The following is a 26,509-nucleotide window of genomic DNA, read 5'->3' as shown; positions in this document are numbered from 1 at the left end:
TTTATCCAATCAAAATTTTCTCCGTAGGTAACGTAATTGGCGGTCTAGCCTTTTTTTCCAATAATGCCGTTGCCAAAGATACACTGCCCACACGCCCTAAAAACATCAAAAGGGTAATCATATAAGCAGAAACTGTAGTTAATTCCCTTGTGATTCCTGTGGACATACCAACAGTGCCCATGGCTGAAAAAACCTCAAATAATATATCTGTGCTCGATAATGGCTGGACAGCACAAATGAATAACGTTCCCAACACAACGAGGCCAAGGTTAATTGTGAAAATAGATACGGCCTTTTGCAGGGCATCCATCTCCAGGGTTCTGCCAAAAATAGTGGCTCCGCCCGTTCGCCTTGCTCCTGCAATCATATATAATGTTAAAACAGTAATGGTTGTGGTTTTGATACCCCCTGCTGTTGAGCCTGGGCTACCACCAATAAACATCAATATCATAGATAAAATTTTACTGCCTTCACTCAAGCCACCTGTATCCACCGTATTAAACCCTGCCGTTCTACAAGTAACGGACTGAAATAAGGCCGTTAAGGTCCGATCTTTTAGACCCATCCCAGCTCCTGTCACAGAGCTTTCCAGAATGAAAAATAGAAGGGCACCGCCAAAAACCATAGTTGCGGAACTGGCCAGAACAATTTTCGTATGCAAACGATACTTTTTCCATTTTAAGCGACAACGATAAACATCATCCCAAACCAAAAATCCAATGCCACCAATAACAATCAGAGAAATTACTGTAACATTCACCAAAATGTCATCGTAATAAGTAACCAAGGAACTAAAAGGTGCTTTCTGCCCCATTAAATCAAACCCAGCGTTACAAAATGCAGAGATGGAATGAAACACACTGTAAAACAAACCCTTACCAAAACCAAATTCGGGAATAAAGCGAAAAGACAACAGTATGGCACCCACCCCTTCTACCATAAGGGTGCCCGCCACAATTTTTTTTGTTAAGTTAAGAATTCCCCCTAATTGACTGGCATTAATACTTTCCACCATTACCTCACGCTCACGCAAACTAATCTTGTGTCGCATTAATAACATAAACCGTATGCCAATAGTCATAAAGCCCATTCCACCAATCTGAATCAGGAGCAATATAACAATCTGGCCAAACAAAGACCAGTGGGTACTGGTATCTACAACCACAAGCCCTGTTACACAGGATGCTGAAACCGCCGTAAACATTGCTTGCAAAAGGGTGGTGTTCCCCTGAGCGGAGGAAACGGGCATTAAAAGCAAACCCGTACCCACCGCTGCAACTAAGAAATATCCCATTGCAACGATTTGTAAGTTAGATAAGCGTAAAGTTTTTTTAGACGCCTCTTTCATAAAATACAACCTCCCCATTTTCGGGTTTAAGCACGCTCTGTTTCAATTTTTCTTTTAGTATGCTCAACCGCTGCCAAACGTAAGTCCTTCAAAATAGGGTCTGCTTTTTCCGCCTCTTCCCTTCCATAGGTTTGGTTTAATTCATACTCAAGGGGTAACCAACTGGACAGGGGTGCTTCATTATGTTGAATCACTGCCTCCAGCTTGTCCAAAGCCTTATAAATTTTTGCTTCTTTAGTCTTTAACGCCAGCATTTCATGGAATAATGCCACAAACTTATCCCTTTGGGGCTGAGGTAAGGTATCCATCAAACGAAAAACCATTTTATCCTCGTGGGCAGAGTCTGCTTCAGTTTTCAAAAATGAAGGAATATCTCCCGTAATGGCCTCTCCTAAGTCATGTAGGATGCACATTCGAATGATTTTGTTAAAATCCGCATCTAAAATTTCATCTTCTAGTAAAAGGGCCATCAAAGAAACACGCCAACTATGCTCTGCCACACTTTCAGGCCTCCCCTTACTTGTGACAGAATGACGGGTATTATTTTTCAAATTTTCTGCCACATTTATGAAATCAAAAAATTCTTTCTCTGTCATTCTTCTGCCTCCTTTTTAATTGCTTTTTTCCAACAACGATAGCACATGGGACGATAACTTTCGTTCCCACCTAAGAATATCTGCTCTCCTTGGGTAATCACGTGGCCTTCCTGATCTAACCTAGCGTTTACAGTAGCCTTTTTGCCACATGCACAAACGGTTTTCAACTCCGATATGGAATCTGCCAATTCTAACAGCCTTGCACTTCCAGGAAAAAGCTTTGTGCGAAAATCCGTCCTTAACCCAAAGCAAAGCACGGGAATATTATAGGTATCCACAATATCCCGTAGCTGCTCTACTTGCTCCGGCATTAAAAACTGGGCCTCATCTACAATAATAACTTCATAAAATTCCTTCTCCCGCTCTTGAAAAACGGCGAACAAATCCACATCCTCCTCAATGGCATCTCCTTCTTGTTCTAGACCTATGCGACTGCGGATGATATTGAAACCATCCCTTGTATCTCTTGCTGGCTTAAGGAGCCAAACACGCATACCTTGCTCCTCATAGTTGAACTTCGTAATCAGGGCCTGGGCTGATTTTGAACTGCCCATGACACCATATCTAAAATATAACTTAGCCATACCCATCCTCCATACTATTCCCAAACTTTCTGTTCTTCATCATATCATAAACCAAAAGTGAATTCGAGTTTTTATTCCCTAGCTTTCCCACAATAAAAAACAGGGATGAGATATCACCCCTGTTTTGTCGGTTTCATTAGAACGCTGGCTCAATTAGACCATAAGAACCATTCTTTCTTTTATAGACAACATTGACTTCATCTGTTTCTCCGTTTCGGAAAACAAAGAAGTTATGCCCAATCAACTCCATCTCCATAACAGCCTCTTCGGCATCCATAGGCTTCACTTCAAAATGTTTCACTCTTTCAATTTTGTACAGTGGATCTTCGTCTAACTCTTCCTCTGGAACTAAAATTGTTTGATATTCAGCCATATAGTTTTCGGCATTCTGGCGAACTTTTGTGAGCATACGCTTTTTGTAACGAATTACCTGACTTTGCAGAATATCTACCGCTTTATCCAAAGCAGCCAACATGTCTGCATCACTTACCTCTGCACGAATCATTCTCTTGTTCATAGGAATCGTCACTTCTACGGTTGAAACAAGCTTCTCCAGACTCAAGGTAATGGTAGCTACTGCATCTGCGGGGAATAACTTCGCAATGCGATCCATCTTGTGCTCCACAGATTCCTTTGTCTTGTCCCATACGTCAATGTTCTTTCCGATGATGTTATATAACATAAACAACAACTCCCTTCGTGACCTTTCAACTAAGGTCTTGTTTCTTCCCCTTTCATTTGATAAAGAGGATTATATAAAAGGCTATTCCTTCTATATATAATTTATAATTCTACGTCAAAACAAAAAATCCTTCTTTCATAAGAAAAAAAAACAAAATTTTCTATATTTTTTATTTTTATTTCCATTTTATTTCAAAGAAAATAAAGAATAGTGCAAATTCTCCCTGTTCGGTTTACAAAAAAAAATTATCTTTTCTCTTGTTTTACGATTTATCAAAAGTTTTGTCGCATTTTAAATATTTTTAATCACCGACAAATAAAGACACATATTGTTTTTTTCTACAGGTTGTCCCCATAGCGAACTGTGGATAATGTGTATAACTTTGTGTATAACTTGGATTATAAGGTTTTTATTTGTGGAAAAAACCATAAAGTTTTCCACATTATTCACAAATAAAAATATTGTGCGATTCGACACTTACTCAACATAATCTATTTTGAAACTGTTCGGTCACTTCTACTCCCCTTCTTTTTTACCATTAACGCCATCAAAGTAGGCCATAATTATTCAAAAAAAAGCAGACAGCAAAATTTTACTGTCCGCCAAAAAAATTATTCTTTTGTCTTTAAAGCCTGCTTTTGATATTCCTCAAGAGCATTCAAATATGCCCCCTTGGTATCATCATCAAAACAAACCATAACCACTTGTTGAAAAAACGAATCAGACTTTAAAAAATCACATATTGTTGTAACCGCAATTTTTGCTGCCTGTTCAACGGGGAAACGATACACCCCTGTACTGATGGATGGAAACGCAATGGATTTTACTCCATTTTCTCTGGCAAGCTGTAAGGAATTTTCATAACAACTTGCAAGTAATTCATCTTCCTTCCATTTTCCACCTCTCCAAATTGGCCCAGGCGTGTGGATTACATAGCTTGCCTTTAGTTTATATCCTTTTGTAATTTTTGCCTCTCCTGTCTTGCAACCACCAAGGGCTTCGCATTCTTCCAAAAGTTCTGCCCCGGCTGCACGATGGATGGCACCATCAACACCGCCGCCCCCCAGAAGGGACGTATTTGCTGCATTTACAATAGCGTCTGTTTTTGCCTTTACGATATCTCCTTTTACGATAGAAAAACGTTGCATAACCATAACCCCCCTATCTTCGGAACAGCTTGTAACCCTTTATAGTTCATTGTAGCCGTTTTCTAAAAGTTCGTAAAGGCATTTTTGCAAAATACTATGATTTCCCCTGTTTTTTCTACATTGACACGAGCCATTATTCCTGAACTACCTTTTCAGGGTCAACAGTTTCACCATCTTTTTCTACTGCAAATTCAACATGACTACCTAAAGCAACGGTGTACTTTGTAGGCTCACCTACAGTACCAACTGTCTGTCCTTTTGTTACAGCCTCACCGACTTCAACGGAAATTTCATCCGCCAGCTGACTGTATGTAGTCAGCCAACCATTGTCATGTTCAACTACAACGCTATTGCCTTTTTCTTCATCTTTGGTAATCTCTTTTACCTTGCCCTTTTCTGCTGCCTTCACAACTTCTCCTGTCTGTGCAGAAATGCTTAAGGTATCACTGGTATGATACTGATTCAAAGTAGGATCATAAATTGCACAATCTACACTATAAGGCATTACAATTTCCCCTTGTAAAGGGTAGGAAAAAACAGGAGCCGTATTCGGCGCCGCCTTTGGAGCAGGTGTTGGTTGTGTCACTATTTTTTCACTGCTGTCTTTGTTCTGTTTTTCCTTCTGAAGCTTTGTTTCGTCTACGGTGGGGGTCTGTGCCATGGTAACAGGCTGCAGTTCCTCCCCATACATGGGGCTCTCCACCGCCTGAGATTGTGGCGCTTGTGGCATTGATTGCCTATAATCCATTGCTTGCCAAACTACGCCTGCACCCACTGCCAATAAGCACAAGCACCCGCAAATTGCTGCGGTCCACATTGCTGTTCTTTTATCCTTATTTTTCATATTTTGCACCTCCAAGGCTATTGTTGCCAGCCTTTTTGGCTTTTATGCAATGTTTTGGAAGGAAATACCCTGATAAAAATGACATAATATTTCCCGATAGTCCATTCCTTCCTCAGCCAGAAAAGATGCACCATACTGGCTCATTCCCGCTCCGTGACCATAACCGTGGGTAACAAAAACAAAACTGTCCCCTTTGCGTTCCACCTGAAAGTTGGCACTACGTAATCCCAAAGCTTCTCGAACCTCTTTTCCTGTTAAGTTAAGTCCCCCAACCTGTATTTTTTGTATGTATCCCGCTTCCGAACGTTCTTCGATATGAAAACTCAGCTCCGACTCCTTTTGACTTAGTTTTCCGTAAGCCGACAATTTATTCCAAACATCCTTTTCCGAAATGGTGCAAGTCACCTGATTATTAGGGGCTTCCTTATCCCTTTCCATATCAACACTTTTTAAATAGGGCAATGGACTGGTCCAAACATTCTCTGATGCCTCTGTTCTCCCTGCACTTTGGGCATGGAAAACTGCTAAAATCGGCTCCCCTTCATACACCATAATCTCCCCTTGAGTTTCCTTTACTGCTTTTCTAATTTTATTTGCATATTCAATGTAATGATCCCCCCACTTTTTCTTTTGCTCCTCTATTGTGCAGTAGGCCTGTCCCACTTCATAAAGCACCTCATCCGTACCTGCCTCCTGCATCTTTCGCACTTGATAGGTACGGGCTGCCACAGCCTGGGCTTTTAGGGCTTCTTCTGGAAAAGCCGCCGGCATTTCCGCCGATACAACACCCACAATATATTCTTCTAACTCCGATGGGAAGACATCATCAATACCCACTAGAGATTTTGCTTCCTTTACCTCGTCTTTGGAAAATCCACCCAAAAGCAAAGTAATACACAGCGGAAGAATCACTACCGCTAATATAATATACCCAATTAGCATTGCCAAAATCTTTCTCGCCATAGTCTCACTTCCCCTCCTTCCAACATATGAAAGAAAGGGAAATTCCATGCTTTAGGCTAAAAAAAAGATTTCCTTGCTTTTCTTTTTCTTTTAAAATATGCAACTTTCACCTTTTTAAATACGATACGATCTTTAAAGCAACGAAATTTATACACAGAACAACCAACCCTTCCCACAAAAAAAATCATCTTCCTTGGAAGATGATTTATATTACAATGCTTTTTATCATTCAATAAAAGTGATCTTTTAAAAGAGAACTTCATCGCTTTAACTATTTTCCAATACTATTTAGATTCTAAACCAAAATAACCAAACACCCAAAGCTACCACCAAACAACAGCCTATCACCCCTAGTTTGGCATCTCGTCTATCTATTCGCCGAATTCTCTTTAAATACTGTCCTGATTCAAAATCTGTAACATATTGCCCACCTAAGAGGCCAATTTTTGTTTGTAGTTGTAAAACCGGCTCTTTTTGCAGCATGAAAAAGGTACGACGGGTCATTCTAAAATGATGCGTCACACCATTTTGTATCCCCTCTAAAAAATAGCCTTTCACAATTCCCTTTTCCACACCACTTTCACTGGCAATATAAAATTGACAGGAAAGAAGGGTCAACTCCTTTTTTCTACAGTAGAGCCTATCTATTGTTGTAAACACCATCTGGGTAAAAACCCCGTTCAAAACCAACATTGGTGTCAATGTTAAAAGCATGGTCCAAACACTTCCATGATCACTTTTCCACCCCTGTATGTTTAACATATAGCCTTGAATTTGAGCTTGGGCAAAGGAATACAAAAACATGACAAATAATAAGACATATAACATCGCAAATAGTATGCTATGGCCCTTTCTAAGCTTTGTATTCCACATTCTTACATCCAACAACCCTCCTCGGCAAACCAAAAACATCACAATACAGATTAATACCATTAACCCATTAATTTCCATACCATTTTCATACGTTATGGTCATTGCAAAGATAGGTGCAAGCCAAATACATATGGCAAACCACCCCCACCTGCCTGACGTAGCGGAAGTAAATATACACCAATATATCGTTATTAGGGTGACAAATCCCAGCCACGCCATATTACCGTCTCCTTACCTTAAACTCAGATACCTCTATAGCTGTCGGGACGGAAAGTACTCCGACGGCGGCTGGATTCAATCTGGGCCAAAATTTTCTCTTTGTCTCTATTTAAAGTGCCACCCAATGCAGTATAATTGGATGCATGGTTGGAACGGAACACGGTTCCTTCCGCATCTACATTGCGAATAAACAGTTCTGTTTCATCCAGAACTTCCTGAGGGTCCATAAGCTCAATTTCGCCCCTATGAAGCTGATCATACATTTCTGTACCAGGCTCAACCATCAATGTCAAGAACCCAACATACTCAGGCTTAATTGCAGAAATTACCTTAGCACTACCCAAAGCATGTTCCTTCCAATATTTTTTACCACCCAAGCCAGAAATTACAGTCATAGAAAGAACCATTCCCGCTGCTCTTACCTTTTGACCTGCTTCAATCATTTCTTTTGCAGTAACGCCTTTTTTCACATCTTTTAAAACTTCATCTGAGCCGCTTTCCAGACCCATGTAAACCATATCCAGGCCAGCTTCCTTCAAACGACGCAAATCTTCGGGAGTTTTATTTAAAATATCCTTTGGTGCACCATAAACGGAAATACGTTCCACTTCTGGGAAATACTCATGACATTTATCGATAATATACAATAAGTCATTTGTTTTTACAATTAATGCATCCCCATCCGCCAAGAAAATACGACGCACTTTCACACGATTATAGTAATCTCTTGCCATTTCCAAATCCTGTGCCACTTCATCTAAAGGACGAATACGGAATTTTTTATCTTTGTACATATTACAAAACGTACAGGTATTTCTTGCACAACCAATTGTCAGCTGAATAATCAAACTTCCCGCCTCACTGGGCGGTCTATATACCGTTCCTTCATATCTCATGAAAATCAACTCCTATTTCCTTTTTGTTTTATCTATTATACAGGGATTCCCCTGAAATTATCAATACCCATTTCTTTCAATTGACATCACGCACAAATTTGACTATAATAATCCTTGTACTTTTGGTCTTTGTATATTGTTTACGGTGGTTCTGGCAAAGTGATCACTGTGCAAGGATGCAACCTCCCGGCTGTTTTTTTGTGCAAGGTTACTTTTCCTTTCCCAACTGTAATCCAGTAAGCATAGGTAAGGCCGATTCATTCGGCACACCCATTCCTTATCTATATTTATTGTGGCATCAAAATACAAAGCAAAAAAGAAGGATTATCGTAGATAATCAAGAACGAGGGTGGCTTTTGCCCCCTTGTTTTTTTGTGGGCATTTAAGCAAGATTTTAAAAACACCCCTTTGTTTACCAAGGTATTTTGACCTAGGGCAAAGGGGTGTTTAAATTTTGGAATTAGCCTTTTACGGTTTTCAATAAACCTTCGCTATCAAATGAAAGCTCAACGGTTTTACCTACTGCCGAATCGTTCAGTTTATTCGTTGCAATGCCATCAATATCAAAGCTCGTCTTTGAATTGGTGTTGAATGTGAATTTATTTCCTGCATCTGTTAAAATTCTTAGAGTATTGGTGTCCTTATTGTATTCCTGGAAAGCACCTTCAGCCTCTTTAAAGTAAACATTAATGCGTTCCACTCTCTCGCTTTCATCCAGACGAATTTCTACATACACGGTAACATCTTCATCCTCAATTGCTTCTTTTACTCGATCCAAAGAAGTAGAATCCCCACTGTAATTATGTACTTCGGTATTAGAACGGCCTAACCAGCCATAAACCTTAGATTCACCTTTCAGCTTTAAGCCACCTTCAGCAGATTCCGCAATACCCTTGGCACGAATTGTTCCTTTATCATAAGCACTTTCGGTAACCTTAATTTTATTTATAACACCATCACCATTAAATCCTAACGTTACAGCTGAACCAATATATCCTGCTGTTGCCACGTCTTCATAGGTGTAGTCATCCGTATCTGTGGATGGCTTTCTGGTTGTTGTTAACGTCAGCTTCTGACCATCGCTGGTTTCTAAAATCAGTTCTCTGTCGTCCGTATCATAAGAAACCAATTTTCCGCTGGCAGCAGTCAACTTGGCTTCAATGGACTGGATGACATTGTCGCCATTAGCCTTAATCTCTGCATACAAAGTAACTCCATCTGCTTCAGCCATTTTTCTGAAGTTGGTGAGTGAGCTTGTTTTTGCCCCCAAGATAGCCAATGGATACTTAACGTCTTTGCCATCAACGGAACCTGTAATTGCATCCGTGTCCTTGCTTGGGTCAATTTTTACGTTATACTGGTTCATCAGTGTATACGCTACGGAAGAATTTTTGAACTTCAGTGTATTTCCCGAAAGAGAGGCAACCTCTGCTTTTCTTTCTACAATGGAATCACTGGAAGAAGACCATGCAGATTTCTTTGTAGACAGATACACTTTGTTGATTCTTCCACCGCTATTAAAAATCACCCGAGCAAAAACTGTATCGTCTTTATTGTCGTTAGAATCGAAGTAGCTTTCTGCATTGGAAATTTTACATGTAATCCACTCATCATCCTCATCATCCCACTGATAGAAGGTGATGTTTGAAGTAGGGTTTGTAGAACCAAATCTATAAGTAGACGTATTGCCACCTGATTCCAAAACCATCTGACTTTCTGTAAACTCTTTCACTTCATAGGTTTTGGTAGAGTCATTTTTATCTGCTGTAAAGCTTTCTTCAGACAATAAAATTTTGGAAGCTTTGCCGCTTTTATTTACAGTGATTTTTACATATACAGTGCCGCTGTTTGCCAGTTCCTTTAGCTTAGAAAGGGAAACAGATTCATCACCAATATAATAGTCACATTCAGAAGCAAAATAAACGATACTGGTGGAGCCTGCATCAGCAGGTTTGTAGATGATACGGTCATTATCCATATTATCCACCATGCCTGTACGAGTATATTCATCGGAGAAGGTCACATAAACTTCCGTTACATAGGTTTTTTCAACCTGAGACCGATTCTCTTTTTCTACGGTGGTTCTTGTATTGATTCCTGCATAAGCATACTTGTCACTGTTTTCTTTTAATTCTTCCTCCAAGTCTGATCTGCGAATGCTCTTGTCATTTAAATAGAACTGACAATTACCATCCATGTTCAGCTTTTCTGTGTCACCTGTGTTTTCATTTTCTAAGGACAATTCACCACTCTTTAAAGCGATAATATACCCTGTAATGTCATATTTTTCCTGAACCGTGGAACCATCCAAAACACGGATGCTTTCCAAAGATCCGCCGTTATAAACGAAGCCTATTTTATCACCAGCACTTAAGCGAGATAAAGGCAACTCTTTTGTGGTATCCCCGTCATAAACCTTCACCAAACCAGGTACAGCAAAGAACATTAGTGAATCGCCGATTTCTGTTTTGATCTTCATTTTATAGGTAGAACCATCATATTCAAACTCAGAAATAACCCCTGTGTTGCCAATGCCACTTTTTAATACCTCAAAGGTTTTATTGAGCATAACAGCCATTTCAGCACGATTGATGCTCTTTTTGGGATTAAAATTATTAGAATTGTCCCCATTTACGATTTCAAGTCTGGCTAAAAGGTCAACTTGTATGATTGAATCTGAGGAGATATGCCAAGCGTCATTAAACTTCGTCGCCGTTTTTGCCTCACGATCTACGTCATAACGCACTGCCAGAGCATTCCCAAACATCCTGGCTACATCTTGTCTGGTGGCAAGGTTGCTTTTATTACCACTCATAAATTTAGCCAAATCTGTTGTAGTAATGATGCTATTTTCCAAGCCATACGCCACAGCTCTTTGTGCCCAAGTAGGAATATTCTGAGCCTGCATAAACGGAATGTACTTGCTCTGGGTTACTGCATCCATGGGTTTTGCTGTTGCCGTTTTATCTAGCACCGTAAACAACATATGTATCGCTTCACAATAGGTCACGTTATTTTTTGCACGGAAAGTATTGTCCTCATATCCGTTCAATAACCCCAAGTCAGCAACGGTATTAATCACTGTTTTTGCACCGTCCCAAGGAACATCATTTATATCCTTAAAGTTTGCGGCATACCCTGTTACACTCATACAGGAAGATGCCATCACCGCCGCCAAAGCCAGCGCCATTTTCTTTTTCATGATTTTACCCCCTTTAGTTTATATGGAAATTCCATATGTTTACTCTTAAGATTCCAAATTTTACTCTTAATGACAAGTTTATCATATTTTTTTTTATGTGCCTAGCCTTTTCGTCTTAAGGTTTTATTAACTGAATAGCAAAATAACAGAAAAAGGAATTTTAAATGTTCTATACTGCCCAAAATCCCCAAAAACATGGTATTTTCATTGTTTCAATTTTTTTTAAAAAAAGGTTTATGGCATAAATTACCACAAACCTTTTAACTTCACTTTGCTCTTTTACGCTCCATTTCTTCAATTAAAGAAACAATTCTTGCGTTGGTTGTAATGGAAGTATTATTAATATGTTCGTCCGCTTCCCTTGCCGCATTATCCGCTTCCTGGCTTAATCTTTTTGCCTCATCTTCCATTCCCGACTCCAAACGTAACCCAATAATCGCTGTATGCCCTTCCACAATCACCGCATTCCCTGAAATACCATTAATTTGATGCAATAAACCTTTAATTGTTAAGGCACGTTCTTCGGGAGTTTTATCTCCCAGCTTTTCATTTGCCTTGACAAAGTGTATTCCCGATAAGTTATTTTCCGTCACCGTGGCGGAACAGCCACAAAAACAAAATACCGCCAAACTCAACACCCACAGTTTTTTCCACATTTTTCGCCGCCTCCCTTTTTCTTTAGTATGTCTTCAATAAAACAATTTATGAAATGCAAGTTATGGCTAGATTGATTTTGATTTTTCAATCAAGTTTGGTTATACTATGATTGGAAAGAAATAAAAAAGGAGGTAAAAATCATGGAACCCAAAAGAAGAAAACACTATCGTGTTTGTGTAAAAGATGTTCATCCAACACCAGAACAAGGAATTTACGTGACAAAAGACGAGGCCAACCAGATTTGTGCTTATGGCATTATCCTTTTTATTATTTTAGCAATTTTAGCTATTTTGCCTAGAAAATAAGACATATCTTACTTCTTCCTTGCCAACCTATTGCCTTTTCGCTATAATGTTTAACAGTATGAGTCAAACCCATGGAAAGGAAGAATAAACACATGAAACTCGGTATTGTAGGTCTGCCCAATGTGGGCAAAAGCACCTTATTTAATTCAATGACATTAGGAAAAGCGGAAGCGGCAAACTACCCTTTTTGCACCATCGACCCCAACGTAGGTGTGGTAACCGTTCCCGATGCACGTTTAGCAAAATTAGCAGAAATCCACTCCTCGGCAAAAATCCTCCCCGCAGTAATCGAGTTTGTTGATATTGCAGGCTTGGTTCGTGGGGCAAGCAAAGGCGAAGGCTTAGGAAATAAGTTCCTCTCCCATATTCGTGAAGTGGACGCCATTGTACACGTGGTACGTTGCTTTGAAGATGCAAACGTGGTACACGTTGACGGCTCTGTTGATCCTATTCGTGATATTGAAACCATCAATTTGGAATTAGTATTCTCCGATTTAGAAATCTTAGACCGCCGTATTGCGAAAACAGGCAAATTGGCAAAGGCTGATAAATCCTTGCAGCATGAGATGGATATTTTACAAAAATTGAAGGATGCTTTAGAACAAGGTATTTCCGCAAGAGCGGTAGAAATGGACACACCTGAAGATAAGGCTTTCGTTGAAACCCTTACCCTTCTTACTGCAAAGCCCGTTTTGTATGCAGCAAACGTAATGGAAGACCATTTGGCAGACGATGGCGCAACAAATCCATATGTTGCAAAAGTTAGGAACTATGCGAAAAATGAGGGCAGTGAAGTATTTGTACTTTGCGCAAAAATTGAAGAGGAAATCTCCGACTTAGACGAAGCAGATAAAAAAGAATTTTTAGCAGAATTGGGTGTGGATAGCAGTGGCTTAGACCGCTTGATTGCAGCAAGCTATAAACTCTTGGGCTTAATCAGCTACTTAACAGCAGGTCCACAGGAAACCCGTGCTTGGACCATCACAAAGGGCACAAAAGCACCTCAGGCGGCTGGTAAAATCCATAGTGATTTTGAAAGAGGCTTCATTCGTGCTGAGGTTGTTGCTTTTGACGACTTAGTCCGTGCTGGCTCTAATGCAGCGGCAAAAGAACAAGGCTTGGTTCGTTCTGAAGGTAAGGAATATGTAGTAAAAGACGGCGATGTAGTTTTGTTCCGTTTTAACGTATAATTCTTCTTAAACATAAAAAGGTGGCTGAATTAGCCACCTTTTTTAGTAAAAAAAAATATTTTTAAAAATTGGAGTAATTTTTCATATCGACGTCAAATCCTTCAAGCCTAAGGGGCATAAAATAATATCTTCCAAACCCTTAGACCCTTTTCGAAAATGCAACTTTAACAGATTCCTATTTTCTTGGCAACTCCCAATCTTTTGCCTCTGTGCAATACTCCTTTAGGCGGGGTAATGCTGCTCCAAACTCTCCATAGTTATTCCTAGCTTCACATAATGTCAGACCGTAATTTTGGTCACTGGGCTCATCATCAGCCTTAGCAAATAAATCTATCTCCCAAAAGCGCACAGGACAAATATATGCCACGGCATCTCCATGGTTTGGAATGGTTATATTACCACAACAAGGGCAAGGGGCGTCCCCAAGTATTTTTTCCCTTCATAATGCTCCACTACCTCCTCAGTAGCTAATTCATTTTTTGTTTCTGTGGGAAGAAATCTATACTCTGTATCTTTCAATTGCTCAACCCCCTTTGTTTGTGATCGCTAAAATATTTTATAACCTTTAAACGATCAGTAAAAAACTACTCAAAAACTATTGGCTTAATTCTTCCATCCTAATTCAAACAGCGATAACCCCACTCCATGGAGATTACCGCTGTTAAAAAATCCTTTTCTTTAGAAAGGCTTTACCTTATTTATAAGACTTTTCATAAATCTTCAGACAATCCTCAAAGGGCATTGGGGCTGGATCCACTGTAAACAAGCCTCCCATGGTTTCATATGCCGCCTGGGTATACATCGTAAGTTCTTCTTTCTTAATACCATAGTCGGACATTTTTAAGTCATCCACATCACAGGCTACGATTAAATCATGTAGCGCAGTAACAAAATCTTCTGGTTTTGTAGCATCCTGTTTCCCAAGGGCTTTTGCCATGTCAATCAGCCTTTGATTTACAACGCCCCGCTCTGCCCAGTATGCATAATACGCTTGGCAAATCATAATTAGCCCTGCCCCATGCTCAAGCTTGGGGTTATGGCCGCTTAAAGGATGCTCCATGGCGTGTTCGGAAATACAACCGCCGATGCTTTCAGACATGCCTGAAAGGGTGTTTGCCAAGGCAACATTTTCCCGAGCCTCTAAATTTTGTCCGTCCTTTACGGCGGTAGGCAAGTATTTGCCAATTAACTCAATGGCTTTTAATGCATACAAATCATTGATTGGATTGGTGTTTTTATTCAAATAGCCCTCTGTGCTGTGAAATAAGGCATCGAAACCTTGATATGCCGTTAGTTTTTCAGGAACAGTCAACATGAGTTCAGGGTCTACGATAGAAAGCACGGGGAATGTTCCATCATACCCAAAGCCAATTTTTTCGTTTCTATCTTGATGTGTAATCACCGCCCAAGGATCCGCTTCTGTGCCTGTACCCGCCGTAGTTGTTATGGCAACAATAGGCAATGGCGTTTTCTCAGGCATTTTCTTGCCCCCTGTTCCACCAAAAATGTAATCCCAAATGGTTCCTTCATTTGTTACCATCACTGCAATAGCCTTAGCTGAATCAATAATGGAGCCGCCGCCCAAGCCAATTACAAAGTCACATCCCTCTTTTTTCCCAAACTCTGCCCCTTCCGTAACATGGGCCTCAATAGGATTAGGAAGGATTTTATCGTATATGGCATAGGCCACCCCTGCCTTCTCTAACTGCTGCTGCAACCTTGCAAGATAGCCGAATTTTTTTACTGATGTACCGCTGGAAATGACAATCAAAGCTTTTTTTCCTGGTAGCTTTTGTTTGTGGAGTTTTTCCAGCTGCCCACAACCAAAAAGAACTTTTGTTGGAATAAAATATTGAAATTTCATTTAAAAACCTCCTCTTATCATAAGGTAAATTTTAATCACTACGAGACATACTTTGACAATATCCTTTTGAAATTTTACCCTCAAGCACCTGTAAAGTAAGCACTAAACAATCAAAGAGTATCAAGGTATCATCACAAAACAAATTATTTTTTCAGTATACCACAGTCCCATTGTCTGTACTATAAAATATTCCCCTGTGACTGAACAAAAATAACCAATAATTTTAAAGATATGACTTTCCACGAGGTTTACCTACTTTAAATATTTATTGAAATCATTGAAATATGGTGTTATAGTGAGGGATATTGTGAAAATATGTAGAAAAGAGATAGAGAAAATGGATGACAAGCGGAAGGTTTTCCTAGCGGACTGCGCCTTGGTTTTAGCCGCAATTTGTTGGGGTGGGGGCTTTATTGCAGGAGATATTGCAGTACAATATTTTAGCACCTTTTATATTCTGGCAACTCGTTTTTTGGCAGCGGCAATGATTATGTTTCTTATCTTTGGTAGAACCATTAAACGTTGCGGAAAAGCAGAAATAAGGTCAGGACTCATATTGGGCACCTTGTTTTATTTTTTCATGCCCTTACAAGTAATTGCCCTAAAATATACAACACCCTCAAAACAGGCATTTCTGTTGGCGGGATATGCGGCGATGGTACCGTTTATTTCATGGGTTGTGCTTAAAAATCGGCCAAAAGTAAACTCATTTATTGCAGGTGTTCTGGTGATGATGGGCATTGGCCTTATTTCCCTAAACGAAGCCTTAACCATAGAGTTAGGCGATGGTCTTTCTTTAGGATTCTCCCTTTCCTATGCTGTTTTTGTGGTTCTAACAGGCATTTTTGCTGGCAAGTGCAATCCCCTAGGTATGTCATTTTTTTCATACCTTGTTACAGGCATGCTTTCGTTGATTACAGCCCTTTTATTTGAAGAATTTCCAACTTCTTTTCCCCCAGCGGGTGTAATGTCGTTGGCATATTTAGCAATAATCAACACCGCCGTTGCTTATACCTTGCAGAACGTAGCACAAAAGTACACCAGTGATACCCATACTGCTGTTTTGCTCTCTACGGAAAGCCTATTCGCTTTTATTATCGGGGTATGTTTCTATGGAGACCCTTTTACCCCAAGAATTTTAACGGGCGGGTTAATTATCTTCTTAGCGGTTATTGTTTCCCAAAGGAAGAAAAAAACAACTCCCTGTCAAAATGTCGAAAAAGACAGTACAGATAAAGTATCCAATGACTCATAAAAAAAACCAAGACATAATGTCTTGGTTTTTATTTTTATAGCGGTATTATACAACTTCTTCGAAGTATTCCTTGTGCCAAACTAAGAACATAAAGACTGTCCAAATTTTACGGCTATTATCCGCTTTTCCAGCTCTATGATCCTCAAGATATTTCATAATTTCCTGGCTTTTAAAGAACTCCTTCGCCGCCTTAGAAGTAAACGCATCTTTTACGATACTATAATACTTGTCCTCTTTCAGCCAAATACGAATAGGAACAGGGAAACCAAGTTTTTTCTTCTCCGCTACCATATCAGGCAAATAGCGGTGTGCCGCTTGCCGCATGGCATACTTTGTATTTTCTTGATTCACTTTATACTTTGTTGGCACGGTACGAGCAACATCAAATACCACCCGATCCAAAAAGGGAACACGAACCTCCAAAGAATGAGCCATGCTCATTTTATCAGCCTTTAACAAAATATCCCCGATTAACCAAAAATGAATGTCGATATACTGCATTTTGGTCACATCATCCTGATCTTTCACTTTATCATAAAAAGGCTTTGTAAGCTTCGTATGGTGGAAACGTCCCGTAGAGTTTTTCAATATACGTTCTCTTTCCTCCTCGGACAGCATAAATGCATTTCCAATAAAGCGTTCTTGCAAATCCTTACTACCGCGAATCAAGTAGTTTTTGCCTTTCATTTTTGGCAAACGCTTTGCAATGGCACCCAAACCTTTGCGTACAGGTTTTGGCAAACGAGTTATTGGTAGTAAATCATGGGGCTCACGGTAAATATTATACCCGCCGAAAAATTCATCGGCACCCTCGCCGCTTAATGCAACCTTAACATGCTTGGCAGCGGTTTGGCTTACAAAGTATAAGGCAATAGCCGAGGGGTCAGCCAAAGGCTCGTCCATATGATACTGAACCTTACCTAAGGTATCCCAATATTCTTCCTTTGTAATGAGCTTGCTATGATTTTCTATGCCAATCTTTTCTGATAATGCCTTAGCATAGTCAATTTCATTATATTTTTCATAGTCAAAGCCCACAGTAAAAGTCTTATCTCCATGGAAAGATGCAGCAACATAGGAGCTATCCACACCGCTTGAAAGGAAGGAACCCACTTCCACATCGCTGATTTTATGTTTCTTAATAGAATCCTGCATAGCAGCGTCGATTTCTTCAATAAATTCATCCAAAGACTTTGTTTCATTATTTTGGAATTTAGGCTCCCAATAACGCTTAATCTTCAACTCTCCATTTTTAAAAGTAAAGCAATGGGAGGGCATTAAGCGGAACACACCCTTAAAAAAGGTTTCTGGCAAAACGCTATACTGAAAAGTTAAATAGTTTTCCAAGGCTTCTGGGTTTACTTCCCTTTTGAAATTAGGATATTCCAAAATGCTTTTGATTTCAGAACCATAAATCATTTGGCCATCCTGCAACGCATAGTAAAAAGGCTTAATGCCAAAGAAATCCCTGGCACCAAAAAGGGTTTGATTCTTAGCGTCCCAAATTACAAAGGTAAACATCCCTCGAAGCTTTAAAAGCAAATCTTCGCCATATTCTTCATATCCATGCAAAAGAACTTCCGTGTCAGCATTACTGCCCATTACATGGCCTTTTACAATCAAATCTTCTCTTAATTCCTGATAATTATAAATCTCCCCGTTAAAGGTGATTACCATATCTTCTGTTTCGTTATAGATAGGCTGATGCCCACCCTCCAAGTCAATAATACTCAAACGGCGAAAACCCATAGACATACCATCGTCAAAGTAAGATCCACCGCTATCCGGCCCACGGTGAACAATTTTATTTTTCATATTTTCCAAAATCTCTTCGGAGTTAGCCAGACGGCCTGTAAACCCACAAATACCGCACATATTTTATTTCCTCCTAAATGATAGGGTCTAATTTCATTGTTTCAGGCTTAACTTTAGCATAATTTTGCCAAGAAATCAATTCTAACCGCTGTTTCTGCCATATAAAAAGGAAAGGTATCGAAGCCCCTCAAGACAGCCTTCATTCCACATTTCCCACTGAAATGTAAAGGACCAGTTTCCCTTTACTGTGCCTGGTAGATTCATACGATATTCCTCCCCCAATCCCAACACATCCTGTAATGGGACGATTGCCACTTGAGCAGAAGAAGAAAAGGCAAGACGAATGAAGTCCCAATTGGGAGACTCCCCAGTCACGTTCATATACCGACGAAAATGATCCTGCTCTTTCTCCGTTGCATTTTGATACCACCCTATGGTGGTATTATTATCATGGGTTCCCGTATAAACCACCGTATTTCTGTCGTAGGAATGGGGTAAGTAAGCATTGTTTTTATCATCGCCAAAAGCAAATTGCAAAATACGCATGCCTGGCAGCCCTATTTTTTCTCGGAGCTTTCTTACCTCCTGCGTAATAATCCCTAAGTCCTCGGCAATAAAAGGTAGTTCCCCCAAAGCTTTCTCCATTTTTTGAAACAACTTGACTCCAGGCCCTTTCACCCATTTACCGCTACGGGCATCTACCGCTTCAAAAGGGATTTCCCAATAGGACTCAAAACCACGAAAATGGTCTATTCGTAAGATATCCACATCCTCCAAGGCCTTCTTAATACGACAAATCCACCACTGATAGGATGTTTGTTCGTGATACTTCCACTGATACAGGGGGTTTCCCCAAAGCTGTCCTTTTTCACTAAAATAGTCAGGGGGCACTCCCGCCACCACCCTTGGAAAACCCAAGGAATTTAGCTGAAAAGCTTCTTGATTTGCCCAAACATCGGCACTATCATAGGAAACAAAGATGGGAACATCCCCAATGATTTGAATTCCTTTTTCATGGGCAAAGGCTTTAAGCTGATGCCACTGTTTATGAAATAAATATTGCAAAAAATACTCCCATTGAATTTCTTCTTTTAAAATATCTCTCCATTCTTTCAAAGCTTGGAGCTTTCGCTGCCTCAAGTCTTCGGGAAAGGAGCACCAGCAAGCGGAGTCATAATAAGCCCGCCCCATCTCCTCTGGCAAAAACATCTGTGTTTCTTTCAGAAATTTACAAAGCCCTTCACTCTCCTGTTGCCTCTGTTCCATGAAGTAAGCCTTTGCCGCCATAAATATAGCATAATCATCAATCCAGTAATTATTTTTTTCTAAAAAGTCATTATATTCAGCGGGAGGCGACTTGCAAAGAAATTCCTGAAAAGCCTTTTGCAAAAAAGGGATTTTCAGCTCCCGTGCCGCTGCATAATCCGTATAAGGGAAATTCGGTTGCTTTGCATCTTCTACCTCTTCTTTTGACAATAGGCCTTCTTGTGCCAACAAATCCAAACTAATATAAAGCGGCTCTCCTCCAAAGGCTGATGTACTTTGGTACGGAGAACCACTGGCATCCACAGGGCAAAGAGGTAGAATTTGCCATAAAGTTTGCTTGGCTGATGCTAGAGTCTCTATAAAACGGTAGGCATCCCCACCCAAGTCGCCAATGCCAAAGGGAGAAGGAATAGACGATAGATGTAAAAGAATCCCACTTTTTCTGCTTTCAAACATGAAACTATCTCCTTATTCATATAACATAATATTTTTCTTTTAATAAGCACCCGTAAAAGATATCTCCTCTATTTATACATTTTCAATTCATTTTTTGAGACAATAAACCGTAATTAATATACTTGATATGTCAACATGCCTTTGCTTTCCTTACCTTGTGTTTTTTTCATATTTTCATGCAATTTTTTTACATCTACACACAATAATATAGATAAATTGCAACGCTCCTTGTATGCTTCATTGCTTCTGACTTGGCTTTTAAAATATTACCGTACATTTTAACAGTTTTTTCTTTGCCCTTCCATCCGCATTTATGCCAAAATTTCCCCCTAATTCCAAGGAAAAGCAAGGTTTTTTTTCTGTTTCCGACAGACAATATAAAGGCAAAGAGTTATTTTTGCATAAGGAGGGTATTGAAATGAAAAAAGGCGGTTTTATTGCAATGGTAGCGGCCATGATGCTTGCTCTTGGCGGATGTGGTACTTCTGCTAACAACTTAGGTGGAGCAACGGATGGCTATGGTTATGGTTATAATAGCTATGGCTATAATAACTATGACAGCGATGGTGCTGGTTATAACAGGTATAACGCAGGAACTTATACCAGCAGCGGTGGCGGAGTTGCATATTGGGACGGCTACGGCATCAATAGTGGCAGACCTGTAACTGATAATACTGGTACTAAGTTAGGCAAAGATGTAAGGCAAGTAGGCAGAGGTGTTGCCAACGCTGGTAGAGACGTCGTAAATGGTGTTGAAAACGTATTTGATGGCAGAACAGCAAAAGTAGCGAGTTAATTTTTTTAATGGCATCGAAAGGTTTTCTTTCGATGCTATACATATTTATAGGAATTTTCCGCCATACTAGGAAAAGAAAGGTGGTGACAATTCCATGCAGAAAATGGGAAAAAAAATCGCAATCGGCCTAATCACTGGCTTTGCAAATGGACTTTTTGGTTCTGGCGGAGGCACAATTGTTGTGCCGTCTATGGAACGTTTTCTTGGTGTAGAAGAACATAAAGCCCACGCCACCGCAATCAGCATTATTCTGCCCTTATCGTTACTATCCTTGGTGATTTATTGCTGGAAAACCGATGTGGTTTGGACCATTGCGTTATGGGCATCTTTGGGTGGGGTTATCGGAGGGTTCGTTGGTGCAAGGCTATTGTCGAAAATCAGTGGAATTTGGTTACATCGAATTTTTGGCTTATTTATGATCGCAGCCGCAGTGAGGATGATACTATGATTTGGGTTGTGGTAATCGGTTTTTTCTCAGGTATTATCAGCGGCATGGGTATCGGTGGCGGAACCATATTGATTCCCGCTTTGATTTTTATCCTTGGCATTGATCAACATCAAGCTCAAGGGGTAAATCTAATTTATTTTATTCCCACAGCTATTGTTGCATTAATCACCCATACAAAAAATAAAAATGTTGTCTGGCAAACAGCAAAACCACTGGCTCTTTACGGTCTAGCCGGTGCGGCAGCAGGTTCTATATTAGCCGTATCCTTAGAACCTGATTTGTTACGAAAAATATTTGGCGGGTTCCTGTTTTTAATGGGACTGAGCGAAGTTTTTAAAAAGAAAAATAACGAAAGGACTGAAGTACATGGAAAAAGATGAATTTTCGAAACTAAAACTAAAATTTATGCAGGCTGACTTGGATGAAAAAATTGCAATTTACACCCAAACCCCTGGCCTAACCACCCCCCAATATAAAGAGCTATTACAGCATTATCCCTTTCAGCAGTTAGATAAATTGGAAGCGGCCCTTCAGTAACCCAAAACAGCACCCTTCTTGCGGGGTGCTGTTTATTACATAATTATATTTTATTTTCTTTTCTTGTTTAATCTGCTATAATGGTGCTAAGAATTGGAAGGGAAGGAGCGATAGCAAATGCGGTTAGCACAAGAATTATTTGTAGCGGAAAATGTTACAGATTTAGAAACAGTTGTATATGCCCTAAAAAGAAATATCCCGATGCCCCGCCTTTATTGTATCCTTTTTATTTCCGAGAAAAATTGTTATGAAATTGTGTCCTCTTGGGAATTATGTAGGGGACGATTTCAGTCAAAAAACGGTGTGGTTGTTGGTGTTGCCAATGGCAAACGAGAAGCCTTTGACCTCATTGCCTACATGATCGAAGAAGTTATAAAAGATGGAAAAGACTTATCAAATCCAAGTACATGGATAGAAGGAGTAGCAAATGAGGTTCGTGTATAAAGGTATCGGTGTCTTAGTGGGCATGGCTCTTATGTCTATTTTGCTAATTAGCTCCGTTGAGTATGTGGCATACTACATGGATGGGTACTTTGAGAAGGAATATAAAAAGTACCAAGTGGCAAAATCAATTGATATAGAAATGAATGATTTATTGGAGGTCACCCATGAAATGATGGACTATCTAAAGGGTGATCGGGAAGATTTAGTTGTTTATACTAAAATCGGAAATATTGAGCAAGAATTTTTTAATGACAAAGAAAAAAGGCATATGTTGGACGTTCAAAAACTATTTATCGGTGCCGAACAGCTTCGCCTTGGTGCAATGCTGTTTTCCGCTTTGGCTATAGGGGTTATCCTATACTTCAAAAAAGGTTATCACCTCTTCCAAGGAATCCAAGGGGGAATCGGTATATTTTTCGGGCTGATGGGGCTTTTAGTCGCCCTCATGGTGCATGACTTTAACCGATATTTCATCATGTTTCACCATATATTTTTTAACAATGACGATTGGATTTTAAACCCTAAAACGGACTTATTAATCAATATCGTGCCTGAGGGTTTTTTTCGAGATACCGCCTTCTGGATTGCAGGTATATTCTTAATAAGTGCCTTGGTTGTTTGGCTTTTATCTTGGTTTTTGGCAAAACGAATGAAGACAGGGGAATGATATGTTAAGCATACTACTGGCTATATTAAAGTTCATAGGGATTTTGCTTTTGAGTATTCTTCTGCTGTTTATTTTAATCATCACAGTGGTTTTAATCAGTCCTTTGAAGTATGGTATTGCAGGAGAGAAAAAAGAAGAACTAAACGGCGATTTTGCAGCACAATGGCTTTTTGGTCTTATCCGTATAAAGGGAAACTTTGTTTACGGTAAAGAGCCTGAGATCACTGTAAAAGTCCTTTGGTTTACCCTCTTTGGCCAGAAGAAAAAGAAAGAGGTACGAAAAAGAAAAGCCAAGCCCCTTCCTCAGCGAATGAAAACAGGATCACCCGTTGTTGCCAGAGAAAAAGCCACAAAAACACCCTCCCAAGGGGTTTATATGGCTGAGCCCACGCCACCAAAAGTGGAAGTGTCAAAACAAATGGAAACAGAAAAAGTACAACCTGTTGTACAAGAACCAAAAGAAGAACCTTTGCCGCCAAAGCCAAAAGTACGCCGTGTAAAGGTTTCTGAAATTCAGGAACAACCCATAGATATTGTTACTGCTGAAAAAGAACCAGAAAATTTCTTCACCGGTGAAGATGAAACCGAAGATGAAAAGGATTCGAACTTGGACAAGCTTCGCTTTTATTGGCACAAGTTTCAAGAGATAGAGGATAAACGAGGGATCTTTTTGGCGGCGAAAACATTGCTAAAACGCCTCATCAAAGGGATTTTACCCAACCACCTTTTCATAAAAGCCACTTTGGGTTTAGGTAATCCCACCTATACAGGTTATCTTATGGGATTAATAGGTATTTTGACGGCAAAATTCGGAAATAATATCCAAGTAAAAGGGGATTTCACCCGTCTGGTGGCGGAGGATATAGAAGTTAAAATAAAAGGGAAAATTGTTATGGGCTCCTTCCTTTATGCCCTTTTGGCATTTGGTTTGACAAAGCCTGTGCGTAGGATTTTAATTAAACTTTGGAAAGGAAGAAAACAGAATGGGTAAAGATTTTAATGAGTCAGTAAATGTACTGTTTAATAAAGTAGAAGATTTGGTTTCCACAAAAACCGTTGTAGGTGAGGCAATCGTCATTGGTGATTTAACCCTACTTCCCTTAATCGAAGTAGCTGTCGGTGCTGGTGCAGGTGCCAAGGAAAGCATTAACGCCGCAGGCGGTGTGGGCGCAAAAATTACCCCCTCTGCTGTGCTAGTTATCCAAAATGGCAACGTTCAGACCATTAACATTAAAAATCAGGACGCCGTGAGCAAGTTGATTGACATGGCCCCAGGCGTAGTAAACAAGTTAAACTTCGGTGCTGTTTTTGGAAACAGAGATAAAAAAGAACCACAAGAAGAAGTATTCGAAGAAGAAGTGGTTGTGGAAGAGTTTAAAAAATAAGTTTTTGTAACAAGATAGATTTGAAGGGAGATGATTCCACTGGATCTTCTCATTGAGTTTTACGATAAAGATGTTTTAAAAAATATTGTTACGCCATTGACCTTGCGGCCCAAAAAGGTCATTTATTTTTATGACAAAGGCATGCGGGATATGATGGCATTCACCGCTATAAAGAAATGTTTAGATCGTAATATCCCAGGAATTCGAGTTGAGCAATATCCTGTGGATATTACATCTGTTGATAAAATTTTTCGCCAAATTAGCAGAGTCATTGACCGCAATGGCATCAGCAAGTGTGCCCTAGACTTAACTGGCGGAAGCGAATTGATGCTACTTGCTGGATATAAGGCAGGAAGTTCCTTGAACTTGCCCCTTTTGCACACAGACCTTGTGAATAAAATTATTTTGGATATCTCTGATGACAGCTTGGTAGCAAAAACCGCTTCCTTGACTTTGGAGGATTTTATTGATGCAAAAGGCGCTTGTTTTATGGGTGAGTCCCATCGACCACCCACAGAAGACCGTTACCCCGCAATCAAAGAAATGGCACGTTTTTTATTTCAACGTCTATTTCAATGGAAATATACCTGTAGTTTTATACAAACCGTTGCTGCAAAAACTCTGCCCCACGAACTCTTCATGGAAAGTAAATGGAACATACATATGAAAAACGGCAAGGCCGTTTATCCTGACCGAGAAGTTTTGGAAAAATTCCAATCTCTGGGATTTATTCAAAATTTATCAATTCAGAATGGATATGTTCAGTTTACCTTTGCCTCTATTGAAGATAGACAGTATTGCATTAACTACGGCGTTTGGCTCGAACTTTATGTGTATATTTCCGCCAAAGAAGCCGGAGTATTTAACGATGTTAAGTTAGGCACAATGATTGATTGGAATGCTTATGACAACATAACGGTGGCAGGAAACGAAATTGATGTTCTTCTAATGGATGACTCCCTTCCCGTGTTTATTTCCTGTAAGTTGCGGGATGCAGACACGGCGGCACTCAACGAACTTTTGATTGCAAGAAAACGTTTGGGAGGTTGGTTTTCAAAGGGTATTATTGTAACCTTTGGCAAGGAGAAGAAAATCCATACTGGAACCTATAAGCGGGCCCAAGAACTTGGTCTAGAGCTGTTGGATGGTACAGATATTATGGCAGATGATTTCGCCGAGCGATTGGTAAAAACAATACGGGAGCATGATTTGGTGAGCCTCAAGTGGAAAAAGGTTTAAAGAAGTAGGAGGAACGAAATGGCAAAAAAGAACACCCGCAATACGAAAAATAAAATCATTGCGGCGGCATGGAGCTTGTTTTATGAGCAAGGTTATGACAACACTACAATCGAAGAAATCGTAGAGGAATCAGGTACCTCAAAAGGCTCTTTTTACCATTACTTTGGGGGAAAGGACGCCCTTTTAGGTACCCTTTCTGAGCTGTTTGATAATAAGTATCAAGAATTAATACCCCAACTAGATGGCCAGATGGATAGCTTTGACAAGCTCATGTTTCTTAACCAAGAACTGTTTCTTATGATTGATAATAGTGTTTCCATGGATTTACTTGCTAGGCTTTATTCTTCACAGCTTATTACAAGCGGACGAAAACATCTGCTAGATCACAATCGGGTGTATTATAAGTTATTGCGTCAAATAACCGCAGAGGGACAACAAAATGGAGATTTACGCTGTGATGTGTCCGTCAACGAATTTGTAAAGGCATACGCCCTATGCGAAAGAGCTTTAATCTACGACTGGTGTATTTGTAATGGAGAGTATTCCCTTTGCCAGTATGCCAAGCAAATGATGCCACTGTTTTTGGCGGGTTTTCGGTCAAAAAAAGAAGATAACTTGTAAATTATATTTTCGGATACAAAATATATTAACTATAGTCTAGTCAAAAAACCCTTAAATATTGGGGTTTTTTGACTATTTTTTATTTAACTGTACAGTATATATTCTATACTTCGTTCTGTATTCCAGTCTTGTTAAGATTGTGTTATAATTCTAAACATTGACTAGAGCGTTTCTGAACACTCCTCTTCTCGTTTGTCTGCATTCACTTT

29 protein-coding genes are annotated in these 26,509 nt (G+C 39.8%); 13 read left to right on the top strand and 16 right to left on the bottom strand.

What is annotated here, in order from left to right; all coding sequences use genetic code 11:
* Position 1 precedes the first annotated feature (1 nt).
* From RBQ60_RS01155 to RBQ60_RS01105, 11 genes are all read right to left on the bottom strand, one after another.
* Positions 2–1,348 carry a TrkH family potassium uptake protein gene (locus RBQ60_RS01155; RefSeq protein WP_307884773.1) on the bottom strand — a complete coding sequence of 449 codons (1,347 nt, stop codon included), beginning with the start codon at positions 1,346–1,348 and terminating at the stop codon, positions 2–4.
* A gap of 26 nt (positions 1,349–1,374) precedes the next feature.
* Complete coding sequence (locus RBQ60_RS01150; protein WP_307884772.1) at positions 1,375–1,944, bottom strand: HD domain-containing protein; 570 nt, start codon at positions 1,942–1,944, stop codon at positions 1,375–1,377.
* Complete coding sequence (locus RBQ60_RS01145; RefSeq protein ID WP_307884771.1) at positions 1,941–2,528, bottom strand: thymidine kinase; 588 nt, start codon at positions 2,526–2,528, stop codon at positions 1,941–1,943. The genes RBQ60_RS01150 and RBQ60_RS01145 overlap by 4 nt, the downstream gene beginning before the upstream one ends.
* Positions 2,529–2,664: 136 nt before the next feature.
* On the bottom strand, positions 2,665–3,210 hold the full coding sequence (gene hpf / locus RBQ60_RS01140) for a ribosome hibernation-promoting factor, HPF/YfiA family (RefSeq protein ID WP_307884770.1): 546 nt from the start codon (positions 3,208–3,210) through the stop codon (positions 2,665–2,667).
* Positions 3,211–3,821: 611 nt separating this feature from the next.
* On the bottom strand, positions 3,822–4,358 hold the full coding sequence (locus RBQ60_RS01135; protein ID WP_307884769.1) for an O-acetyl-ADP-ribose deacetylase: 537 nt from the start codon (positions 4,356–4,358) through the stop codon (positions 3,822–3,824).
* A gap of 133 nt (positions 4,359–4,491) precedes the next feature.
* The gene (locus RBQ60_RS01130; protein ID WP_307884768.1) at positions 4,492–5,202 is read right to left on the bottom strand and encodes a M23 family metallopeptidase; all 711 of its coding nucleotides are present in this window, start codon (positions 5,200–5,202) and stop codon (positions 4,492–4,494) included.
* 42 nt (positions 5,203–5,244) lie between these two features.
* The gene (spoIID, locus tag RBQ60_RS01125; protein WP_307884767.1) at positions 5,245–6,165 is read right to left on the bottom strand and encodes a stage II sporulation protein D; all 921 of its coding nucleotides are present in this window, start codon (positions 6,163–6,165) and stop codon (positions 5,245–5,247) included.
* Between the two features lie 288 nt (positions 6,166–6,453).
* The gene (locus RBQ60_RS01120; protein ID WP_307884766.1) at positions 6,454–7,257 is read right to left on the bottom strand and encodes a hypothetical protein; all 804 of its coding nucleotides are present in this window, start codon (positions 7,255–7,257) and stop codon (positions 6,454–6,456) included.
* A gap of 23 nt (positions 7,258–7,280) precedes the next feature.
* The gene (locus tag RBQ60_RS01115; protein WP_307884765.1) at positions 7,281–8,153 is read right to left on the bottom strand and encodes a radical SAM protein; all 873 of its coding nucleotides are present in this window, start codon (positions 8,151–8,153) and stop codon (positions 7,281–7,283) included.
* A 460-nt stretch (positions 8,154–8,613) separates the two neighbouring features.
* Complete coding sequence (locus tag RBQ60_RS01110; protein WP_307884764.1) at positions 8,614–11,355, bottom strand: S-layer homology domain-containing protein; 2,742 nt, start codon at positions 11,353–11,355, stop codon at positions 8,614–8,616.
* 266 nt (positions 11,356–11,621) lie between these two features.
* Positions 11,622–12,011 (bottom strand): YhcN/YlaJ family sporulation lipoprotein, encoded by a 390-nt coding sequence (locus RBQ60_RS01105; RefSeq protein ID WP_307884763.1) that lies wholly within the window; start codon positions 12,009–12,011, stop codon positions 11,622–11,624.
* Positions 12,012–12,152: 141 nt separating this feature from the next.
* On the opposite strand from RBQ60_RS01105, the gene RBQ60_RS01100 reads away from it, so the two are divergent.
* Together RBQ60_RS01100 and ychF are read left to right on the top strand one after the other, a co-directional pair.
* On the top strand, positions 12,153–12,317 hold the full coding sequence (locus RBQ60_RS01100; protein WP_307884762.1) for a hypothetical protein: 165 nt from the start codon (positions 12,153–12,155) through the stop codon (positions 12,315–12,317).
* Positions 12,318–12,409: 92 nt separating this feature from the next.
* The gene (gene ychF, locus RBQ60_RS01095; RefSeq protein ID WP_307884761.1) at positions 12,410–13,507 is read left to right on the top strand and encodes a redox-regulated ATPase YchF; all 1,098 of its coding nucleotides are present in this window, start codon (positions 12,410–12,412) and stop codon (positions 13,505–13,507) included.
* Positions 13,508–13,682: 175 nt separating this feature from the next.
* On the opposite strand, the gene RBQ60_RS01090 is transcribed toward ychF, so the two are convergent.
* From RBQ60_RS01090 to RBQ60_RS01080, 3 genes are all read right to left on the bottom strand, one after another.
* Positions 13,683–13,874 (bottom strand): CPCC family cysteine-rich protein, encoded by a 192-nt coding sequence (locus RBQ60_RS01090; protein WP_307884760.1) that lies wholly within the window; start codon positions 13,872–13,874, stop codon positions 13,683–13,685.
* A gap of 23 nt (positions 13,875–13,897) precedes the next feature.
* Positions 13,898–14,026, bottom strand: a complete 129-nt coding sequence (locus tag RBQ60_RS01085; protein WP_307884759.1) for a hypothetical protein — start codon at positions 14,024–14,026, stop codon at positions 13,898–13,900.
* Positions 14,027–14,201: 175 nt separating this feature from the next.
* On the bottom strand, positions 14,202–15,371 hold the full coding sequence (locus tag RBQ60_RS01080; protein ID WP_307884758.1) for an iron-containing alcohol dehydrogenase: 1,170 nt from the start codon (positions 15,369–15,371) through the stop codon (positions 14,202–14,204).
* A 307-nt stretch (positions 15,372–15,678) separates the two neighbouring features.
* Between RBQ60_RS01080 and RBQ60_RS01075 the strand changes: the two genes are divergently transcribed.
* Positions 15,679–16,626 (top strand): DMT family transporter, encoded by a 948-nt coding sequence (locus RBQ60_RS01075; protein ID WP_307884757.1) that lies wholly within the window; start codon positions 15,679–15,681, stop codon positions 16,624–16,626.
* Between the two features lie 45 nt (positions 16,627–16,671).
* On the opposite strand, the gene asnB is transcribed toward RBQ60_RS01075, so the two are convergent.
* Both asnB and malQ read right to left on the bottom strand, forming a co-directional pair.
* Positions 16,672–18,501, bottom strand: coding sequence for an asparagine synthase (glutamine-hydrolyzing) (gene asnB / locus RBQ60_RS01070; RefSeq protein WP_307884756.1), 1,830 nt, complete (start codon positions 18,499–18,501; stop codon positions 16,672–16,674).
* Positions 18,502–18,582: 81 nt separating this feature from the next.
* Positions 18,583–20,163, bottom strand: coding sequence for a 4-alpha-glucanotransferase (gene malQ, locus RBQ60_RS01065; RefSeq protein ID WP_307884755.1), 1,581 nt, complete (start codon positions 20,161–20,163; stop codon positions 18,583–18,585).
* A gap of 418 nt (positions 20,164–20,581) precedes the next feature.
* Here malQ and RBQ60_RS01060 point away from each other — a divergent pair, with 418 nt between their 5' ends.
* From RBQ60_RS01060 to RBQ60_RS01015, 10 genes are all read left to right on the top strand, one after another.
* Positions 20,582–20,959: a hypothetical protein gene (locus RBQ60_RS01060; protein ID WP_307884754.1), complete on the top strand. Its 378-nt coding sequence runs from the start codon at positions 20,582–20,584 to the stop codon at positions 20,957–20,959.
* Positions 20,960–21,053: 94 nt separating this feature from the next.
* Positions 21,054–21,407 (top strand): sulfite exporter TauE/SafE family protein, encoded by a 354-nt coding sequence (locus RBQ60_RS01055; protein WP_307884753.1) that lies wholly within the window; start codon positions 21,054–21,056, stop codon positions 21,405–21,407.
* Entirely contained in the window at positions 21,404–21,787 is a 384-nt protein-coding gene (locus tag RBQ60_RS01050) for a sulfite exporter TauE/SafE family protein (RefSeq protein ID WP_331654224.1), read from the top strand. Before RBQ60_RS01055 ends, RBQ60_RS01050 begins: the two co-directional genes overlap by 4 nt.
* Entirely contained in the window at positions 21,774–21,944 is a 171-nt protein-coding gene (locus tag RBQ60_RS01045; RefSeq protein ID WP_307884752.1) for a hypothetical protein, read from the top strand. The genes RBQ60_RS01050 and RBQ60_RS01045 overlap by 14 nt, the downstream gene beginning before the upstream one ends.
* 117 nt (positions 21,945–22,061) lie before the next feature.
* The gene (locus RBQ60_RS01040; RefSeq protein WP_307884751.1) at positions 22,062–22,388 is read left to right on the top strand and encodes a hypothetical protein; all 327 of its coding nucleotides are present in this window, start codon (positions 22,062–22,064) and stop codon (positions 22,386–22,388) included.
* A complete protein-coding gene (locus RBQ60_RS01035; protein ID WP_307884750.1) occupies positions 22,372–23,055 on the top strand; it encodes a TIGR01906 family membrane protein in 684 nt (227 codons plus the stop codon). The genes RBQ60_RS01040 and RBQ60_RS01035 overlap by 17 nt, the downstream gene beginning before the upstream one ends.
* A gap of 1 nt (position 23,056) precedes the next feature.
* Positions 23,057–24,046: a hypothetical protein gene (locus tag RBQ60_RS01030; RefSeq protein WP_307884749.1), complete on the top strand. Its 990-nt coding sequence runs from the start codon at positions 23,057–23,059 to the stop codon at positions 24,044–24,046.
* A complete protein-coding gene (locus RBQ60_RS01025; RefSeq protein ID WP_307884748.1) occupies positions 24,039–24,440 on the top strand; it encodes a GerW family sporulation protein in 402 nt (133 codons plus the stop codon). Before RBQ60_RS01030 ends, RBQ60_RS01025 begins: the two co-directional genes overlap by 8 nt.
* 30 nt (positions 24,441–24,470) lie before the next feature.
* A complete protein-coding gene (locus RBQ60_RS01020; protein WP_307884747.1) occupies positions 24,471–25,679 on the top strand; it encodes a Card1-like endonuclease domain-containing protein in 1,209 nt (402 codons plus the stop codon).
* A gap of 18 nt (positions 25,680–25,697) precedes the next feature.
* The gene (locus RBQ60_RS01015) at positions 25,698–26,300 is read left to right on the top strand and encodes a TetR/AcrR family transcriptional regulator (protein WP_307884746.1); all 603 of its coding nucleotides are present in this window, start codon (positions 25,698–25,700) and stop codon (positions 26,298–26,300) included.
* The last annotated feature ends 209 nt before the right edge of the window (positions 26,301–26,509 follow it).

It is taken from the genome of Anaerotignum sp. MB30-C6, assembly GCF_030908465.1.
Lineage (GTDB): Bacteria > Bacillota > Clostridia > Lachnospirales > Anaerotignaceae > Chakrabartyella.
Note: the sequence above shows the minus strand (reverse complement) of the source record. Positions and strands in the feature narration are given on the sequence as shown.

Coding starts and splice junctions, on each gene's coding strand:
- RBQ60_RS01020 (WP_307884747.1), top strand. CDS start 24,471: ATGATTCCACTGGATCTTCTCATTGAGTTTTACGATAAAGATGTTTTA.
- RBQ60_RS01145 (WP_307884771.1), bottom strand. CDS start 2,528: ATGGCTAAGTTATATTTTAGATATGGTGTCATGGGCAGTTCAAAATCA.
- RBQ60_RS01035 (WP_307884750.1), top strand. CDS start 22,372: ATGAGGTTCGTGTATAAAGGTATCGGTGTCTTAGTGGGCATGGCTCTT.
- asnB (WP_307884756.1), bottom strand. CDS start 18,501: ATGTGCGGTATTTGTGGGTTTACAGGCCGTCTGGCTAACTCCGAAGAG.
- RBQ60_RS01055 (WP_307884753.1), top strand. CDS start 21,054: ATGCAGAAAATGGGAAAAAAAATCGCAATCGGCCTAATCACTGGCTTT.
- RBQ60_RS01155 (WP_307884773.1), bottom strand. CDS start 1,348: ATGAAAGAGGCGTCTAAAAAAACTTTACGCTTATCTAACTTACAAATC.
- RBQ60_RS01080 (WP_307884758.1), bottom strand. CDS start 15,371: ATGAAATTTCAATATTTTATTCCAACAAAAGTTCTTTTTGGTTGTGGG.
- ychF (WP_307884761.1), top strand. CDS start 12,410: ATGAAACTCGGTATTGTAGGTCTGCCCAATGTGGGCAAAAGCACCTTA.
- RBQ60_RS01060 (WP_307884754.1), top strand. CDS start 20,582: ATGAAAAAAGGCGGTTTTATTGCAATGGTAGCGGCCATGATGCTTGCT.
- RBQ60_RS01025 (WP_307884748.1), top strand. CDS start 24,039: ATGGGTAAAGATTTTAATGAGTCAGTAAATGTACTGTTTAATAAAGTA.
- RBQ60_RS01030 (WP_307884749.1), top strand. CDS start 23,057: ATGTTAAGCATACTACTGGCTATATTAAAGTTCATAGGGATTTTGCTT.
- RBQ60_RS01045 (WP_307884752.1), top strand. CDS start 21,774: ATGGAAAAAGATGAATTTTCGAAACTAAAACTAAAATTTATGCAGGCT.
- RBQ60_RS01050 (WP_331654224.1), top strand. CDS start 21,404: ATGATTTGGGTTGTGGTAATCGGTTTTTTCTCAGGTATTATCAGCGGC.
- spoIID (WP_307884767.1), bottom strand. CDS start 6,165: ATGGCGAGAAAGATTTTGGCAATGCTAATTGGGTATATTATATTAGCG.
- RBQ60_RS01135 (WP_307884769.1), bottom strand. CDS start 4,358: ATGCAACGTTTTTCTATCGTAAAAGGAGATATCGTAAAGGCAAAAACA.
- RBQ60_RS01110 (WP_307884764.1), bottom strand. CDS start 11,355: ATGAAAAAGAAAATGGCGCTGGCTTTGGCGGCGGTGATGGCATCTTCC.
- RBQ60_RS01115 (WP_307884765.1), bottom strand. CDS start 8,153: ATGAGATATGAAGGAACGGTATATAGACCGCCCAGTGAGGCGGGAAGT.
- RBQ60_RS01100 (WP_307884762.1), top strand. CDS start 12,153: ATGGAACCCAAAAGAAGAAAACACTATCGTGTTTGTGTAAAAGATGTT.
- malQ (WP_307884755.1), bottom strand. CDS start 20,163: ATGTTTGAAAGCAGAAAAAGTGGGATTCTTTTACATCTATCGTCTATT.
- RBQ60_RS01150 (WP_307884772.1), bottom strand. CDS start 1,944: ATGACAGAGAAAGAATTTTTTGATTTCATAAATGTGGCAGAAAATTTG.
- hpf (WP_307884770.1), bottom strand. CDS start 3,210: ATGTTATATAACATCATCGGAAAGAACATTGACGTATGGGACAAGACA.
- RBQ60_RS01105 (WP_307884763.1), bottom strand. CDS start 12,011: ATGTGGAAAAAACTGTGGGTGTTGAGTTTGGCGGTATTTTGTTTTTGT.
- RBQ60_RS01015 (WP_307884746.1), top strand. CDS start 25,698: ATGGCAAAAAAGAACACCCGCAATACGAAAAATAAAATCATTGCGGCG.
- RBQ60_RS01040 (WP_307884751.1), top strand. CDS start 22,062: ATGCGGTTAGCACAAGAATTATTTGTAGCGGAAAATGTTACAGATTTA.
- RBQ60_RS01120 (WP_307884766.1), bottom strand. CDS start 7,257: ATGGCGTGGCTGGGATTTGTCACCCTAATAACGATATATTGGTGTATA.
- RBQ60_RS01130 (WP_307884768.1), bottom strand. CDS start 5,202: ATGAAAAATAAGGATAAAAGAACAGCAATGTGGACCGCAGCAATTTGC.